The sequence below is a fragment of the Aquirufa echingensis genome, from assembly GCF_042714525.1.
Classification (GTDB): Bacteria; Bacteroidota; Bacteroidia; order Cytophagales; family Spirosomataceae; genus Aquirufa; species Aquirufa echingensis.
In genome coordinates this window covers 168,128-184,475 of the sequence record NZ_JBBKYA010000005.1, presented here as the reverse complement: position 1 = coordinate 184,475, position 16,348 = coordinate 168,128, and the positions used below count along the sequence as shown (strand labels likewise).

Below are 16,348 nucleotides of genomic sequence, written 5' to 3'. Positions count from 1 at the left end.
ATGTCAAATAATTCTCCGATTTCTTTCTCTCAAACGGCATACGAAAATCTCGTGGCGCTCGTCCAACAAGGTAAGATGCCCGAACCGTTTTTGCGTGTCGGGATGCGTGGCGGAACTTGTGGGGGAACCTATGTTTTGGGATTTGATCAAAAAACAGAATTCGATGAGGAATACCTGATTCAAGATATTCCTGTCGTCATCGACAAGCGGCAATTGTTATTTGTTTTAGGTACGGAAATAAGCTTTGAGCCGAGTGCCAATGGATTTTATTTACACAAACCAAGCCCCGTTATATGAAGTTTGCTGCCATAGATATCGGTTCGAATGCTGCTCGTTTACAGATTTCTAGTGTCCTGGAAAATGACGGGATGATGAGTTTTAAACGCGTTGAATATGTACGTTTTGCCCTTCGTTTAGGACATGATGTATTTAGTCAAGGAGCTATCACGCCGGAATCAGAAGTCCGCGTGTTTAAATTATTGCATGCTTATAAATTATTGATGGATTTGCACGAAGTGCAGGATTATGCCATTTGCGCAACTTCTGCGATGCGGGAGGCTTCCAATTCGGCTGAACTTGTTACACGTATTCACAAGATTTTGGATATGAAAATTCAAATCATTGATGGCGCTCGTGAAGCCGAGTTAATCAATGATGTGGTTGTGAAGTCCTTAAACCCGAAAAAGAATTATTTGCATATCGATGTGGGTGGAGGTTCAACCGAGTTGAATTTTTACCGCAATCAAGAGAAATTTGCCTCGAAATCCTTCAAGATTGGCTCTGTTCGTTTATTAGAAGGGAAAGAAAAAGAAGGTGATTGGGATAAAATGAAGAAATGGATTTCACTTCAAATGGAATCGTTGAGAGGTCCTGTTCACGCCGTCGGAACCGGAGGAAATATTAGTAAGTTATACAATCTATCTACGCAAGTGGGCGAGGATAAGACCATGGATATTCAGGAGTTGCAGCGGATTTCCGACTTTATTAGTTCCTATTCCTATGAAGAGCGCGTGAATAAATTGCGCTTGAACACAGACCGTGCGGATGTCATTGTGCCTGCGGCTTCTATCTATTTGACTGCCATGGAATTAGCGGGATGTCAAACAATCTTTGTTCCAGATTTGGGATTGAAGGATGGTATTATTCAAATGTTGCACGAACGGATGCAACAACGGAAAAGATCAATCAGCTAATCGATACAATACGCCCATCGAAAGGATCTGGGAGAATTGCCAATTAGGATCTTGGTCATAATCTTTGAACAGCACCGCTTGTAAATTCGTGCTGACATATTTATTGACTTTCATCGTAAAATTCGCATCCAAACGATGCACAACACCATTCGAATACCCCATGCGGAAATAATCGATTAGCGCCGAATATCGCGCTTTCATGTTGATATTTTGAAAGATGTCTTTCTCGATGTTCATCAAGTATTGAAATACGAACTGATTACGAATATTGTCGCCGGGTTTCTCCAAACCAAATAATCCAGCATTGGAAATCCGATCATCAAATACGAAAGTTTGGCGTAAACTACCCACACCTATTCGTGTATAGAATGACTTGTCAGGATGGAATTCGAAACCCATCGAAGATGTAAGATATGCAGGAGCAAAGATATTGGAAACCAAAGAATCAACGGGTATGCCGGCTGCATTCTTCTTACCATACTCAAAACCTTGAAAAAACTGAGATGAAAAGTTGGTCGACCCATAAAAATCCCATTTGGGACTAATGCGATAACCGGCTTTAAACTCATAAAATATCCGGTCAACATTCTTTCGAAGACTTTGGGTTCTGTTTTGAAGAAAACCTACTTGTAAGTTTAAATCACTGTTTAAACGCCAATTGTTATTAACGACTTTGGCTGAATGATTTAAAAACCAACCAATGGCAAAGGTATTTGTACCACCACCTTTCCAGTTGTCAGAAAAGCTCGATTGATTGATGTTAATCCCAGTATTAAAATCCTTTTTCCATTTGCTCGCCAAGCTATCCGCAAGCACCTCGGCTTTTGCCGTAAACATGCTCAAACATAACAAGACCAAGAATAAGAATCGTTGAATCATAAACACAAATGTACAAAAAGGTTTTGCCTAATTAATCTGCTTTGTCGGCTTTTACATGCCAAATTTTCACTGTCGAATCAAAGCACTCTCCGGGTGCCAATATGCGTAAACCGTCTCCGGTATTGAACGCGTCGGTATTTGCCGACATCGGTTCTATTGCCACACAGTTTGAATTTTCAGGTGCAAAAACAACTAAAAAAGGGAAGTCGATACTGGATTGTTCGAAGTACAACGATTCCTTTTTCGACTTATTATACAATTGGGTGATATGTTTATCTTTGGATTTCAAACGAAATACGTTGTCTAATACTTCTTCGCCTAAATTCACTCCTGCACTCGCATCATAGTTTTCCTCGCGCAAAGGAATCATTTGGCTATCGGAATGGAATTTGCTCAAGGAATCAAATCGAATGCTCCAGTCGGCGAGATTCCCTTCCGTCAGCCTAAAATATGGATGCCAACCGCATGCAAAAGGCATATTGCCTTCTCCTGTATTTTTTGCAGTAAAGCGCATTTGGAATATATTCTCTTCGGTAAACGAATAGATTAATTGCATCTCAAAAGGGAAGGGGTAAGCTTTTTCTTCCGCATTATATAGATAGCTTAAAGTTGCCTTTGAATTTTCCTGGCTTATTTCAAAGGGTTTTCGTGCCAAAAGCCCATGAATCGCATTGCCTAAATTAGGCTCATTGATTGGTAATTGATAATTTCTTCCTTCAAAGGAATAATTCCCGTTCCTCACACGGTTTACCCAAGGGCTCAATAAAGCACTGGGATGGTACGGGTTTTCGTTGTTGGCGAACTGATCTGAAAAGGGTATGTCGATGACATTTCCATTCCAATTTAATTGCGTCAACATGCCACCATAAGCGGGAATGAGCTCAAAAAAAGCGGATTGGTCCGGACTTTGAATGCGTACTATTTCCATATTGTTTTTTCTTCAATGCCCATGCCATAGAGGGCAAAATCATATTTGACTGGATCTCGCGGATCTAAAGCTCGCAAGGTATCTGTTAGTTCCAATGCTTTTTTCCAATTCGTTGGCCCCGGTTGAATCAATTGCAAACTTTCCGCCGTTCGTAAGGCATGTACATCTAAAGGGCACACTAATTGGTGTGGCTGAATTTTATGCCAAATGCCAAAATCAACACCCGCATCGTCTTTCCGGACCATCCAACGTAAAAACATGTTGATGCGTTTGCATGCTGAATTCTTAGCCGGGGATGCGATATGCTTTTGTGTTCGAACAGGCGCAAATTCATCATCGAAAAAGCGTTCATAAAAGCGATTAATCGCTTGTTCAACGCTTGGTTCATCCGATTGATTAGGGCCTGCAAATGCATCCTCTAAACTGTTATGTGTCTGGTAATGCCTTTGGAAAAATGAGATAAAATATAAGGCATCGGTAGCGTTGAAGGTTCGATGTTTGAACGTGTCAAAGCGTTTTAAGTCACTTTCTTGATGATGTAAAATGAATTCATGGGGTGCTCCATCCATAAAGTTAATTAATTCATGCGCTTTGGAAATTATGGTTTTCCTTTGGCCCCAAGCCAGCATCGACACCCAAAATCCCATGATTTCGATGTCTTGTTTCTTGGTAAATAAATGCGGGATTTGAATCGGATCATGCTCAATGAAACGCACATGATTGAAAAAATGGAATTTCTCGTCCAGTAATTTAATCACATGCGCTTCCATGGCTTATTTTCGATTACCAAAGAACGCTAAAACTCGAGAAGGCAGTGATAATACCCAAACGGCTACCGTTATGACCAAAGAGAAAGCGGCAATAAACGGATAAGAGAGGATGAATAATACCTCAAATGCGATTGTTCCTGCCGTGATAGGTCTTTTACGTTTCGCCATCTTATTGTACTAAATAGCTGATTTCCGCACGAATACGTTTGTCCACAGCATTTAATCGCTCAAATGCTTTAGGTGATAATTTGATGATCAATTTGCTATCGGTATTCGGTAGACGCCCAATTACCTTAACCCAGATACTTTGTCCATTGGCTAAATTTTTAACTAATACCAAAGTCCCAATAGGTGCTGATTTATGTAAGGCTAAATATTTGCCAGAATTGTCTGGCACATCGATTAATTCAGCCATGCCTGTTTCAATCGTTTTGCGCATGCCATTGGCATCTGTTTGTTCAGCCACAGCTGTGGGCGCTTTTGTCTCTTCGCTTCCTTTGGCAGGAAGTAGTGCTGATTTATCGATTGGCGTTGTTGCAGCTGGAGCGGCTATGATTAGCCGTTGGCCTTCCTTCAATACGTCGCTCGTTAAATTATTCCACTTACGAATTTCAGCCATGGTGACCTTGTACAGATTCGCCACAGTCAAAAGGCTTTGTTTCGCCGTTACGATATGAATGCCATTATTTTTAGCGGGCTCGACGGGAGCTGATGGCTTTTCAATAGGTTTAGCCACATTACCTAAGGTGTTCGTGCTCTCGTCCAAGTAGTGTAATGGAATAAATACCAATTCCCCCGAATTAACCGGTATTTCGATCTCAGGATTTACCTGTTTGAACTCGGTTAATGAAAGATTGAAGCGCTTCAATACGCTAAAAAGGCTTTGTTTAGCCCCTATTTTATACACCAAATAGGTTTTATTGTTTTCCTTTTTGAGTCCCAAGGAATCAAGGCTGTTGCTCATGCCTTTGAATGCACCTAAAAGCATGAAAAAGAGGACTGTATAACGTATTTTATAAATCTGCATAGATGAAAAGTTCACGTTTATCTTTGATGAAAAATAGCGTATTTTGAACGCATTGGAAGGTATGATAGCCCATTAAATCGCCTTCGGCTAAGGTCTCTAAAAACAGCGTATTGAATTCGTAATCACAAATTCTTAGCTTATTTTTCCAAGCGTTCTCGTAAATATAATAAGAAAATATCAGCTTATCGGAGCCTTCCCAATAATCAATTCCTTTTCCGATTTTTTCCTCAAATTTTTGATTAAATAGGGTCGCGAAAGATTGGAATTCGGCTTGGCTTTCCTCGAAATGCATCGGCGACTGAATCTGGAGCTTTGATTCTGTTTGTGACCTTGTAATCTGACCCATTATTTTTCCAGATGCTAAATCAATAATTCCTTGATACGTGAGCAAATGTTGGTTTTCAATTGAAGTCCATTGCTTGAGTGGTATCGAATAGCGTAATTTTCCACTGGGGAAATCATAAGCCTCCAATCCTTCTATTCCCGGGTTTTTGCCTTGTCGGAGCTTTAAAAATACACCTCCGTCGGTGAGGCCGGCCAACCACTGTAAGGGCTTGCTTTGTTCGTTTGCTTGCGGGATTTTTACCAGGTCGAGCGTATGAAGATTTAACGTGAATGCTTGGATTTGCTCCTGTTGACGCGTTTCAATCCATACCTGCGGTTCGGTTACTGTTCCCCAGTAACCCAAGCTCCAAATCGTATCTGTAAAAAGGTGATTGAATATTTTTCGCATAATTCAGAAAGCATCTTCGTCAATTATGTGCAAATTTGGGAAAATTTCGTCACTTATATCATAAAATGATGCACGACAAGAAAGTAATTGCCATTATTCCCGCTCGTTTCGCCTCCACACGTTTTCCTGGTAAACCCTTGGTTGATTTAGGTGGCAAACCTATGATTCAGCGCACCTACGAACGCGTTATGGCGGTTCATGGTTGGCATCGTGTGGTGATTGCAACCGACGATTTTCAAATTAAAAATACTGCAGAAGCTTTTGGCGCTGAAGTAATTATGACGCGCGCGGATCATGTTTCGGGTACGGATCGTTGTGCCGAAGTCCTTAGTAAACTCGGCGATGCCATCGATTATGTCGTGAATATTCAAGGAGATGAACCCTTTATTGAGCCCGCGCAATTAAAAGAACTAGCTGTTGGTTTTAAAACGAATGCGCCTATTTTGACACTCATTAAGCATATTATGGATGTTGATACGCTTTTCTCGGTCAATACGCCAAAGGTTGTAATTAATCAAAAAGGAGAGGCTTTGTATTTTTCCCGACAAACCATCCCTCATCTACGTGGTATTGCTGAGCAAGACTGGCTTTCGAACCACCGATTTTTCAAACATATCGGTTTGTACGCCTATCGTGCTGATGTATTAATTGAATTAAGTCATTTGAAACCTAGCCCTTTGGAATTAGCTGAATCCCTGGAACAATTACGTTGGCTTGAAAATGGATATACAATTCAAACGATCGAAACGCAATTCGAAACCATGGGAATTGATACTCCGGATGATTTAGAAAAAATCAAAAAAATGGGTCTACTTTAAGGGGATTTCGGCTCAGATTTTAAGCCATTTGTGGTATATTTGCAGGATTATGCAGAAGCCATCTATATACGAACAATTACGCCAACGGATTTTAGTCCTGGATGGCGCAATGGGTTCATTGATTCAAGAATATAAGTTATCAGATGCCGATTATCGCGGTGATCGATTCAAGGATTTTCCACATGAGGTAAAGGGCAATAATGATTTGCTTTCCATTACCCGTCCAGATGTTATCAAGGAAATTCATGCCAAATATTTTGAAGCGGGTGCTGATATCGCGGAGACGAATACTTTTTCGGGTACTTCTATCGCGATGGCAGATTACCACATGGAGGATTTGGTCTATGAATTAAATTACGAATCTGCGAAAATTGCACGTGAGGTTGCCGATGAATTTACGGCTAAAACGCCTCATAAGCCGCGTTACGTGGCGGGATCTATTGGACCAACCAACCGTACACTTTCGTTATCGCCGGATGTGAATGATCCGGGTTATCGTGCCGTTACCTTTGATGAATTAGTAGAAGCATATACGGAGCAAGTGCGTGGATTAGTCGACGGTGGAGCTGATGTTTTATTGGTCGAAACCGTTTTTGATACGCTTAACGCCAAAGCAGCGCTTTTTGCTATTGATGAGTTTTTCAAAACAAACCCGAGTAAACCTTATTTGTCTGTCATGGTTTCAGGAACCATCACAGATGCTTCAGGTCGGACGCTTTCAGGCCAAACGACGGAAGCATTTTTGACTTCTATTTCGCACATGCCATTGATGTCAGTGGGCTTAAACTGTGCGCTTGGAGCGGATTTAATGCGTCCTTATGTCAAGACTTTAAACGATAAATCACCATTTTACGTTTCTGCTCACCCGAATGCAGGTCTGCCGAATGAAATGGGGGAATACGATCAGAGCCCTGAACAAATGGCTGTGGTGATTGAGGACTTTTTACAAAATGGTTTTGTCAATATTATTGGTGGATGTTGTGGAACGACGCCTGCGCACATTCGAGCAATTGCCGAAGTGGCAGCTAAATATGCACCGCATCAATTGCCTGTTAGTGGTCATAATCAAAAGCTTTCAGGTTTAGAGCCTTTGGAAATTACCGCATTGACCAATTTTGTCAATGTAGGTGAGCGTTGCAACGTAACGGGTTCCAAGAAATTTGCACGATTGATACGTGAAGAGAATTTCGAAGAAGCTATTGCTGTTGCTCGGGAGCAAGTAGATGGAGGTGCACAAATTTTGGACATTAACATGGATGAGGGGATGATTGATGGCGTGAAAATGATGCCACAATTCTTGAATTTGTTGATGGCAGAGCCTGATATCGCACGTTTACCGATCATGATTGACTCCTCTAAATGGGAGGTAATCGAAGCTGGGTTGAAATGTGTGCAAGGTAAATCGGTGGTTAATTCCATTTCCCTGAAGGAAGGTGAGGCCCGATTTATTGAATTAGCTAATAAAGTGAAACAATACGGTGCCTCGGTTGTGGTCATGGCATTTGACGAAGCTGGTCAGGCAGATTCTTATGAGCGTCGCATCGAAATTTGTGAAAGAGCGTATCGGATTTTGGTGGATGAAGTAGGTTTCCCTGCAGAAGACATTATTTTCGACCCCAATATTTTAACAGTTGCCACGGGAATCGATGAGCATAATAATTATGCCAATGATTTTATCAAAGCAACGAAATGGATTAAAGACAACCTTCCACTAGCCAAAGTATCGGGTGGAGTTTCAAATATTTCCTTCTCTTTCCGCGGTAATGAACCGGTTCGAGAGGCGATGCATACCGTCTTTTTATATCACGCAATCAAAGCGGGTATGGATATGGGTATCGTGAATGCAAGCCAATTAGGCGTTTATGATCAAATCGAACAACCGCTTCGTGATTTGTGCGAGGATGTTTTGTTGAATCGCAATGCCGAGGCAACGGAGAAGTTGGTGAATTTTGCTGAGACAGTTAAGTCAGTTGGCAAAGAAGCTGTCGTTGATGATGCATGGCGTTCATTGCCTGTGAACAAGCGTTTGGAACATGCTTTAATCAAAGGTTTAACTGAATTTATTGATGAAGATGTGGAGGAAGCGCGCCAATTAGTTGAGCGTCCCATTCAGGTGATTGAAGGTCCGTTAATGGATGGTATGAACGTTGTGGGTGACTTGTTTGGTGAAGGGAAAATGTTCTTGCCTCAAGTGGTAAAATCGGCGCGTGTCATGAAAAAGGCCGTTGCTTATTTATTGCCTTTTATTGAAGCGGAAAAGCAAGGAGGCGAGAGTTCTTCTGCGGGTAAAATCCTTTTAGCTACGGTTAAAGGGGATGTTCATGATATTGGTAAAAACATCGTTGGTGTTGTTTTAGCTTGTAATAATTATGAGGTTATTGACATCGGTGTGATGGTTTCTTGCGAGAAAATTTTGGCCGCAGCGAAAGAACACAATGTTGATATCATTGGATTATCGGGCTTGATTACGCCATCTTTAGATGAGATGGTTTATGTTGCCAAAGAAATGGAACGTCAAGGGTTCAAAGTGCCTTTGTTGATTGGTGGCGCTACGACTTCACGTATCCATACTGCAGTGAAAATTGATCCACATTACAGTGGACCGGTTATTCACGTGTTGGATGCTTCTCGTTCGGTACCTGTAGCTGGCCGATTATTGCAAAGTGATTTGACTTCGCAAGAAATCTTCAACGAGATTAAGCAGGAATATGCGGAATTGAGGGTTTCGCATGCAGCACGCCAACAAGAGAAAAACTATTTGTCGATTGAACAAGCGCGTCAAAAGCCATCTGGGATCGATTGGACTGGGTTCAAAGCCTCTAAGCCAAGCTTCTTAGGTGTGAAATATTTCCAAGATTATGATTTAGCCGAAATCGCGAAGTATATCGATTGGACTCCGTTCTTCTCCACTTGGCAATTGTCGGGCAAATACCCTCGCATTTTCGAAAATGAGACCATCGGTCAAGAAGCAAGAAAATTATTCAATGATGCGCAAACCTTATTGAAGGAAATTATTGACAATAAATTATTGACAGCTAAAGCCGCTTTAGGCTTTTTCCCAGCGAATAGTTTTGGGGATGATATCGTTTTGCATGATATCGTTGAAAAAGTTAAAGAAGTTCCATGTGACAAACATGGTGTTCATACGCATATCGAATATGATGTCATTCGTAAGGATGAAACATCGGATTCTAGTGCTTGGTTACATCATTTACGCCAACAAGGTCAGAAGTCGGCAAGTCTTCCAAACCGTTGTTTGAGTGATTTTGTGGCTCCTTTACAAAGTGGCGAGACGGATTATGTAGGAGCTTTTGCTGTTACAACGGGCGTGGGCATTGAAGTGTTGTTGGAACGCTTTGAGAAGCAGCATGATGATTATAATTCGATTATGGTGAAGGCCTTGGCGGATCGTTTAGCGGAAGCATTTGCTGAATTGTTGCATGCGCGCGTTCGTAAGGAGTTTTGGGCATATGCGGCAGAAGAAAACCTCTCGAATGAGGAAATGATTTCGGAGAAATACCAAGGGATTCGTCCGGCACCCGGTTATCCGGCTTGTCCAGATCATACGGAAAAGAAACGCTTATTTGAATTGTTGGGCGCTGAAAAGCAATTAGGGATTGAATTGACGGAAAGTTATGCGATGCACCCAGCTTCTTCGGTATCCGGTTTCTATTTCTCTCATCCGGAAAGTACGTATTTTGGTTTAGGTAAAATTGCCAAAGACCAAGTCTTGGATTATGCTGCTCGTAAAGGAATGCCTATAGAGGAGATTGAGCGGTGGTTGAGTCCCGTTTTAACCTATGATGTTTAAGATTACATGACAAAAATTACCGAATATTTAGCAGCGGCAAAGGGCAAAACCCTCTTTTCAATCGAGATTATTCCACCGATGAAAGGCCAACATTTGGGTGAGCTTGTTTCGCACATTGAGCCTTTGATGGAGTTTAATCCTCCATTTATTGAGGTGACTTATCATCGGGAGGAATACATCGAGAAAATGATGGATGGAATATTGAAACGTATCCCGATTCGCAAGCGTCCGGGTACACTCGGAATTTGTGCAGCTATTATGCAGAAATTTAAGGTTGAGGCGGTTCCACATGTTATTTGTGGTGGTTTTACCAAAGAAGAAACTGAAGATTTCCTAATCGATTTACATTACTTGGGAATTGAAAATGCATTAGTGCTTCGTGGAGATCAGGAAAAAGGGGAAGAGCGTTTTATTCCTAAGCCAGGTGGTCATGCCTATGCAAATGAATTGGTGGCGCAGGTTCATGCCATGAATCAAGGGATTTTATTGCATGAAGAGACAGAGTCTTTGCCGACCAATTTCTGTATTGGGGTTGCGGCCTATCCTGAAAAGCATTTCGAGGCAGTTTCGTTGGAAGAAGACATGCGCTATCTGAAACAAAAAGTAGATGCGGGAGCTGATTACATTGTGACACAAATGTTCTTCAACAATCAACATTACTTTGATTTTGTAGATAAATGTCGGGCCATGGATATCCAAGTGCCCATTATCCCTGGTTTAAAGCCTTTAGCAACAGCACGTCAATTGGATATTTTACCTGAAATATTCCATTTAGAGATGCCTGAGGCTTTGGCCACTGAGGCAAAAAAATGTGCTAACAATGCAGCAATTAAGCAAGTTGGCATTGAATGGGCGGTTCAACAAGGCAAAGAATTAATACAAGCGGGAGTTCCAGCCTTGCATTTCTATACGATGAGTAAGTCGGACAGTGTGCATGCCATTGCATCGAAATTGTTCTAGCTAACATGTTTCCAGTTTTCACCTTTTTTGATGCGCGTTACCTGGGTTGAGGTTATGCCGAATTGCTTGGCAATCATTTTGGGCCGACTTTTTCCAGAAAGTAACATCTGCTTAATGATTTTAACTTTTCCTGGGTTGAGTTTGTAGTGGCGCCCGGTAAGCGGCTTACGTTTGTTTATATTTGCCGGATTTCGCTTATTATGCTCCGTTAGTTCCGCGCGCGTCACCCATTGCAGGTTCTCAGCTATATTATTCAATTTATCGTAGTCCTTGTGGATGACAAATTGATTTTCTGTGGATTTAAGGCTCACGAAATGTAATGCCACTAGTTTATGTATGTAAAAATTAACATGTTCGGAGCCAATTCGGATATTCAGCGTTCGATATCCTTGTATACTCGACCCTTGCAGGATTTTTTGATTCCGGTTTCGGATTCTTCCAAAATTTGAAATTTGATAGGTTTGATCGGTCGGAATAGGCAGTTTAATAAACGCCCATTTTTCCGTCCAGGGAGATGGAGGTAGCATTTGATATAGATTAGTGGTTGTTATTGCGTGTCAAGCTACGCTAAAAACGCGAGATATTTTATTAATATTGTACCAATAAACTGATAATATGCGCGTCTTAGTTTACGGTGCTTCCACAAATCCAGCTCGATATGCCTATATCGCAACAAACTTATTGTTGGAGAAAGGGCATGAAGTGTTTTTGGTTGGGATAAAAAAAGGGGAGGTTGCTGGGATTTCGATTCAACAAAATCAACCGATCATTCCTGCAATTGATACAGTGACTTTGTACGTGGGGCCAGCGCACCAACAAGATTTGTTGGCCTATATTCGTCAATTAAGCCCCAAGCGCGTAATCTTTAATCCGGGTACAGAAAACCCGACTTTGATGACTGAAATGAGTAAATTGGGTATTGATGTAGAAGAGGCCTGCACGCTTGTGATGCTGCATACAGGCCAATTCTGATTTAGATCGCTGTTAGCGTAAATTCGAATTCTTCCATAATAAGGTTTGCCAATAATTTCTTACAAGCCTCTGTTACAATTTCATTCGCCGCCGCTTCAGTTGCTGCTTCTAATTGCAAAGTGATGTGCTTTCCGATACGAACATCAGCTACTTGCGTGATATTTAAGTTTTGTAAGCCTATACGAACTGCTTTTCCTTGTGGGTCAAGAATTTCTTTTTGTGGCATTACATTGATTTCGGCGATGAATTTCATTTTTGAAAGGATTTATTTAACGAAAGAATACCTGATAAAGCAATATAGGATATCACCAAAACAGGGAAAGCTGCAAATTTAAACATTACTAGCATAGCAACGCAATAAATTAAGAATAAGTATCGACTTTGATTGTCGGCCCAACTCCAAGTCTTGAATTTAAAAGCCATCAGAGGTAACTCAGATACCAACAGATAACTCATCAAAATGCTGTAGATCAAAAGGCCTTTGTAATGTAAAATGTAGGCCGAGTATTCGGGTTGGAAATGTAAAATGAGTGGCAGTGACGCAACAAGTAGTCCGTTTGCCGGTGTAGGTACTCCAATAAACGAGTCGGTTTGTCTAGTGTCAATGTTGAATTTGGCTAATCGATAAGCCGACATTAATGCCAATGAAAATACCATAAACGGCTTGTAGAATCCGAGTGGACCCACTGTGCATTGGGCACCACAGCTTTGCTCCACTAAATTGTATAGCATAAAGCTGGGTAGGACGCCAAAAGAAACCATGTCGGCCAAGGAATCTAGCTCCTTGCCTAATTCAGAATAGGCATGTAATAATCGAGCAAGAAAACCGTCTAGAAAATCACAGATCAAGGAAATGAAAATGCAATACGATGCAAACAACAAATTGCCTTGCATGACAAAATACAAACCCATGCAACCTGCTAAGAGATTTCCTAAGGTTAATAAATTAGGGATTTCCTTTTTCATGCTTTGACAAATGGATTAGCTGTTTTTTCTTCTTCGATACGTGTAGAAGGACCATGACCCGGAAATACCACAGTTTCTCCAGGCAAGGTATATAGTTGTGTTCTGATGCTATTTACTAGGTCTGCGTGATTGCACAAAGGGAAATCTGTCCGACCAATACTTCGTTTGAACAATACATCTCCACCAAATACCCATCCCATGGATGCTTCATAAAAGGCAACATGCCCAGGTGCGTGACCAGGGACAAATAGAACCATGAAGTTCATTTCGCCTATTTGGATTTGTTCATCATTGATAAACCAACGGTCTACTTCGGCCATTTGGAAATGGGGGAATCCATAGACTTGTGCACGATTCGATGCATCCTCCAACAAGGGTTTGTCTAAAGGATGTAGGCAAAATGGAATCTGGTAGGTTTGTTGGAAGTAAGCAACACCCAGCAGGTGGTCAATGTGTGCGTGTGTGTTTAAGATATATTGAAGCTTAATTCCTTTTGATTCGATGAAATCATGCAATTCTTTTCGTTCATCATAGGTATAGCAACCTGGGTCAATGATAACACCCATTCCGGCATCATCCCACACCAAATAGGAGTTCTCTTGGAAAGGATTGCAGGTAAAGGATTTTTGATGAATCACGAAAAAATATTTTGGTGCAAATTACGAATTTTATGAGCGTCCCAATAGAAAGATGCAGGGTTTTTTGTGTAGATCAGGCTTTTCCTCCGACCACTGTTTCAAGGTTTTCGTTTGTGTAAATCCTGTTGAATCTTGAATATTACACCCTATTGCTAATAATTGATTTCCAGGTAATTGTTGGATTAAATCCTCTAACATCGCATTATTACGGTATGGCGTTTCGATGAAGAGTTGGGTTTCACCCAATTTCTCCACATCTTTTTGTAGTATTTCGATTCTTCGTATTCTAGCTGCGCGATCGATGGGTAAATAGCCATGAAAGCGAAACATTTGGCCCGAAAAGCCAGATGCCATTAATGCGAGTAAGATAGAAGAGGGGCCAACCAGAGGTAGAACTTCGATGCCCTTTTCCTGTGCGATGGCTACGGCTAAGGCACCGGGATCTGCTACACCTGGGCAACCTGCTTCCGAAATGACACCGATGTAATCAACGGAATTGTATTTGTTGAAAAAGTCAGAAACCGTTTTTCTGTCGGTATCCTTATCTAATATTTCAAACGTTAGCTCATCGATCTGAATGCCTAGTTTTAATTCGCTAATAAACCTGCGGGCCGTACGGACGTTTTCAACTAGAAAATGCTTGCAATGAAATACGGCTTGACGAACTTCCTCAGGGAGCACTTGTGCAGCTGTTTGTTCTGCAATGGGGCAAGGGATGAGCACTAATTTCATAGAATCTCTTTTAATGCTTGAACGAAAGCTTCCGGTTGATCTGCTTGAACCCAATGGCCTGCATTCGGTATTTCGATTAATTCAAAGTTGGGGAAAATCTCCGCAATGTAGCGTTCATCCTCTGGTTGAATATAATGCGAATTCCCTCCTTTAATAAAATAGGTGGTTGTTTCGCATGCATTTTTAACGAACAATTCATGTCCTACCACATCGATGTTTTTGGTAATGACAGCTAAGTTGATGCGCCAAGCAAATTGGCCCTCGGCATTTCGATATAAGTTCTTGAGTAAAAATTGGCGAACCCCTTCATTTTCCTCGAAGCGCTTCATATGATCATTGGCATCATTTCTCGATTGAATTGCTTGCAGGTCTACTGAATTTAATCCAGCCAAAATTTGTGTATGGTGTACTGGGTAAAATTTAGGAGCAATATCCACTACGATGATTTTTTGCGCGATTCCAGGATAATTTAGACCAAATTGCATAACCGTTTTTCCACCCATGGAATGCCCGATGATGATGGGATTTTCTAAAGCATGATCTTCAATAAACTCCATTAAATCGGCTGCCATGACCTGGTAGTCAAATTCCTCCGACCAGGGGGATTGACCATGGTTACGCTGGTCTAACAAGAAAACGCGGTTGGTTTCAGCAAAAGCTTTGGCAATGCCAAGCCAGTTGTCTGATGTACCAAAAATTCCATGTAAGATGATGATCGGTGTACCCGTTGTTCCAACGGTGCGTGAAAATAGTTTCATTAGGCTAAATAAATGGCTTTTTCTTGTGCTTCAATCAATTCTCCAATCGGGCTTAATTCAAAGCCTTGTGATCTGGCAAAAGTTTCAAATTCAGATGTATGTGAAGCGTCAATGGCAATTAACAGGCCGCCTGAAGTTTGCGGATCAGCACCTATAAATCGTTGGCGCTCGTTGATCTCGTCGCTTAGTCGGTGACCGTAGCTCGCCAAATTTCTCGAAGTTCCACCTGGAAAGCATTTTTGGTCTAAATAGCTATGTATATTAGGAAGTAAGGGAAGTGTATCAAATTGAATTTTTGCACTCAGTCCAGAACCATCCGCCATTTCCACCAAATGGCCAAATAATCCAAAACCAGTCACATCCGTTAGTGACTTTACATAAGTTAATGGCCCGAGTTTCTCCCCGAAAGAATTTAGTGTGCTCATTTGTTTAACCGCGCGCGCTAAATCTTCAGGGCTAACGATTCCGCGCTTTTGGCCTGTGGATAGAATCCCGACGCCTAAAGGTTTCGTAAGATAGAGTTTACATCCTTTCGTTGCTGTATCGTTTTGTTTTAATTCGGCTTTTTTAACTTTTCCCGTGACTGCTAATCCGAAAATAGGTTCAGGGGAATCGATGGAATGACCTCCAGCTAAAGGAATACCCGCTTCTGCGCAAGCTGCTCGGCCGCCTTCTAATACTTGTGCTGCGATTTCGGGGGCTAATTTATCGACAGGCCAACCAAGAATCGCAATGGCTAACAGGGGAGTGCCACCCATGGCATAAATATCTGAAATGGCATTTGTAGCGGCAATTTTTCCAAAATCAAACGGATCATCCACGATTGGCATGAAAAAATCGGTGGTAGAAATCACTGCTTCACCATTCTGCCAGTCGAAAACAGCGGCATCGTCTCTACTTTCGTTTCCTACTAATAGGAGTGGGTGGTGTTTCTTGGGTGTATCTGATTTTAGGATGGTGTCTAAAATTTGCGGTGAAATTTTACATCCGCAACCTGCTCCATGTGAAAAGGCTGTTAATTTAATGGGTTCCTCGCTATTGTGCATATTTGAATAAATCTTAGGCAAAATTATTCTTTAAATAGTTAAAAATTATCTTTCTGTTAAATTTAAAATGTTTTTAGGACTAATCTAGGGTCGCATCATGCGAATAGGTAAATTTAA

At 41.4% G+C, this 16,348-nt stretch carries 19 protein-coding genes; 6 read left to right on the top strand and 13 right to left on the bottom strand.

Annotated elements, in window-relative coordinates; all coding sequences use genetic code 11:
* Together SKC38_RS11015 and SKC38_RS11010 are read left to right on the top strand one after the other, a co-directional pair.
* A complete protein-coding gene (locus tag SKC38_RS11015; protein WP_377977196.1) occupies positions 1 to 297 on the top strand; it encodes a HesB/IscA family protein in 297 nt (98 codons plus the stop codon).
* On the top strand, positions 294 to 1,193 hold the full coding sequence (locus SKC38_RS11010; protein ID WP_377977195.1) for a Ppx/GppA phosphatase family protein: 900 nt from the start codon (positions 294 to 296) through the stop codon (positions 1,191 to 1,193). Before SKC38_RS11015 ends, SKC38_RS11010 begins: the two co-directional genes overlap by 4 nt.
* On the opposite strand, the gene SKC38_RS11005 is transcribed toward SKC38_RS11010, so the two are convergent.
* From SKC38_RS11005 to SKC38_RS10980, 6 genes are read right to left on the bottom strand one after another with little or no spacing between them, the layout of a single operon-like run.
* Positions 1,182 to 2,072 (bottom strand): DUF3078 domain-containing protein, encoded by an 891-nt coding sequence (locus SKC38_RS11005; RefSeq protein ID WP_377977194.1) that lies wholly within the window; start codon positions 2,070 to 2,072, stop codon positions 1,182 to 1,184. The two genes, SKC38_RS11010 and SKC38_RS11005, sit on opposite strands and share 12 nt — an antisense overlap.
* Positions 2,073 to 2,103: 31 nt before the next feature.
* Positions 2,104 to 3,000 carry an aldose 1-epimerase gene (locus SKC38_RS11000; RefSeq protein ID WP_377977193.1) on the bottom strand — a complete coding sequence of 299 codons (897 nt, stop codon included), beginning with the start codon at positions 2,998 to 3,000 and terminating at the stop codon, positions 2,104 to 2,106.
* Positions 2,991 to 3,770, bottom strand: coding sequence for a TIGR02757 family protein (locus SKC38_RS10995; protein ID WP_377977192.1), 780 nt, complete (start codon positions 3,768 to 3,770; stop codon positions 2,991 to 2,993). Before SKC38_RS10995 ends, SKC38_RS11000 begins: the two co-directional genes overlap by 10 nt.
* A 3-nt stretch (positions 3,771 to 3,773) precedes the next feature.
* Positions 3,774 to 3,938 (bottom strand): hypothetical protein, encoded by a 165-nt coding sequence (locus SKC38_RS10990; RefSeq protein WP_377977191.1) that lies wholly within the window; start codon positions 3,936 to 3,938, stop codon positions 3,774 to 3,776.
* A gap of 1 nt (position 3,939) precedes the next feature.
* Complete coding sequence (locus SKC38_RS10985) at positions 3,940 to 4,797, bottom strand: septal ring lytic transglycosylase RlpA family protein (protein WP_377977190.1); 858 nt, start codon at positions 4,795 to 4,797, stop codon at positions 3,940 to 3,942.
* Positions 4,784 to 5,530 (bottom strand): hypothetical protein, encoded by a 747-nt coding sequence (locus tag SKC38_RS10980; RefSeq protein WP_377977189.1) that lies wholly within the window; start codon positions 5,528 to 5,530, stop codon positions 4,784 to 4,786. The genes SKC38_RS10985 and SKC38_RS10980 overlap by 14 nt, the downstream gene beginning before the upstream one ends.
* Before the next feature lie 65 nt (positions 5,531 to 5,595).
* On the opposite strand from SKC38_RS10980, the gene kdsB reads away from it, so the two are divergent.
* From kdsB to metF, 3 genes are read left to right on the top strand one after another with little or no spacing between them, the layout of a single operon-like run.
* Positions 5,596 to 6,348, top strand: coding sequence for a 3-deoxy-manno-octulosonate cytidylyltransferase (gene kdsB / locus SKC38_RS10975; RefSeq protein ID WP_377977188.1), 753 nt, complete (start codon positions 5,596 to 5,598; stop codon positions 6,346 to 6,348).
* Positions 6,349 to 6,397: 49 nt separating this feature from the next.
* Positions 6,398 to 10,159, top strand: a complete 3,762-nt coding sequence (gene metH / locus SKC38_RS10970) for a methionine synthase (RefSeq protein WP_377977187.1) — start codon at positions 6,398 to 6,400, stop codon at positions 10,157 to 10,159.
* A 6-nt stretch (positions 10,160 to 10,165) separates the two neighbouring features.
* Positions 10,166 to 11,119 carry a methylenetetrahydrofolate reductase [NAD(P)H] gene (gene metF / locus SKC38_RS10965; RefSeq protein WP_377977186.1) on the top strand — a complete coding sequence of 318 codons (954 nt, stop codon included), beginning with the start codon at positions 10,166 to 10,168 and terminating at the stop codon, positions 11,117 to 11,119.
* Here the strand turns inward: metF and SKC38_RS10960 are convergent.
* A complete protein-coding gene (locus SKC38_RS10960; RefSeq protein WP_377977185.1) occupies positions 11,116 to 11,646 on the bottom strand; it encodes an NUMOD4 domain-containing protein in 531 nt (176 codons plus the stop codon). The genes metF and SKC38_RS10960 overlap by 4 nt on opposite strands.
* A gap of 88 nt (positions 11,647 to 11,734) precedes the next feature.
* Between SKC38_RS10960 and SKC38_RS10955 the strand changes: the two genes are divergently transcribed.
* Positions 11,735 to 12,091 carry a CoA-binding protein gene (locus SKC38_RS10955; RefSeq protein WP_377977184.1) on the top strand — a complete coding sequence of 119 codons (357 nt, stop codon included), beginning with the start codon at positions 11,735 to 11,737 and terminating at the stop codon, positions 12,089 to 12,091.
* A 1-nt stretch (position 12,092) separates the two neighbouring features.
* Here SKC38_RS10955 and purS read toward each other — a convergent pair whose 3' ends face one another.
* From purS to selD, 6 genes are read right to left on the bottom strand one after another with little or no spacing between them, the layout of a single operon-like run.
* Positions 12,093 to 12,344: a phosphoribosylformylglycinamidine synthase subunit PurS gene (gene purS / locus SKC38_RS10950; protein WP_377977183.1), complete on the bottom strand. Its 252-nt coding sequence runs from the start codon at positions 12,342 to 12,344 to the stop codon at positions 12,093 to 12,095.
* Positions 12,341 to 13,057: a CDP-diacylglycerol--serine O-phosphatidyltransferase gene (gene pssA / locus SKC38_RS10945; RefSeq protein WP_377977182.1), complete on the bottom strand. Its 717-nt coding sequence runs from the start codon at positions 13,055 to 13,057 to the stop codon at positions 12,341 to 12,343. The genes purS and pssA overlap by 4 nt, the downstream gene beginning before the upstream one ends.
* Positions 13,054 to 13,695 carry an MBL fold metallo-hydrolase gene (locus SKC38_RS10940; protein WP_377977181.1) on the bottom strand — a complete coding sequence of 214 codons (642 nt, stop codon included), beginning with the start codon at positions 13,693 to 13,695 and terminating at the stop codon, positions 13,054 to 13,056. The genes pssA and SKC38_RS10940 overlap by 4 nt, the downstream gene beginning before the upstream one ends.
* Positions 13,696 to 13,725: 30 nt before the next feature.
* The gene (locus tag SKC38_RS10935) at positions 13,726 to 14,427 is read right to left on the bottom strand and encodes an SAM-dependent methyltransferase (protein WP_377977180.1); all 702 of its coding nucleotides are present in this window, start codon (positions 14,425 to 14,427) and stop codon (positions 13,726 to 13,728) included.
* Positions 14,424 to 15,185, bottom strand: a complete 762-nt coding sequence (locus SKC38_RS10930; RefSeq protein WP_377977179.1) for an alpha/beta fold hydrolase — start codon at positions 15,183 to 15,185, stop codon at positions 14,424 to 14,426. Before SKC38_RS10930 ends, SKC38_RS10935 begins: the two co-directional genes overlap by 4 nt.
* Positions 15,185 to 16,231, bottom strand: coding sequence for a selenide, water dikinase SelD (gene selD, locus SKC38_RS10925; RefSeq protein WP_377977178.1), 1,047 nt, complete (start codon positions 16,229 to 16,231; stop codon positions 15,185 to 15,187). Before selD ends, SKC38_RS10930 begins: the two co-directional genes overlap by 1 nt.
* Positions 16,232 to 16,348: the final 117 nt, after the last annotated feature.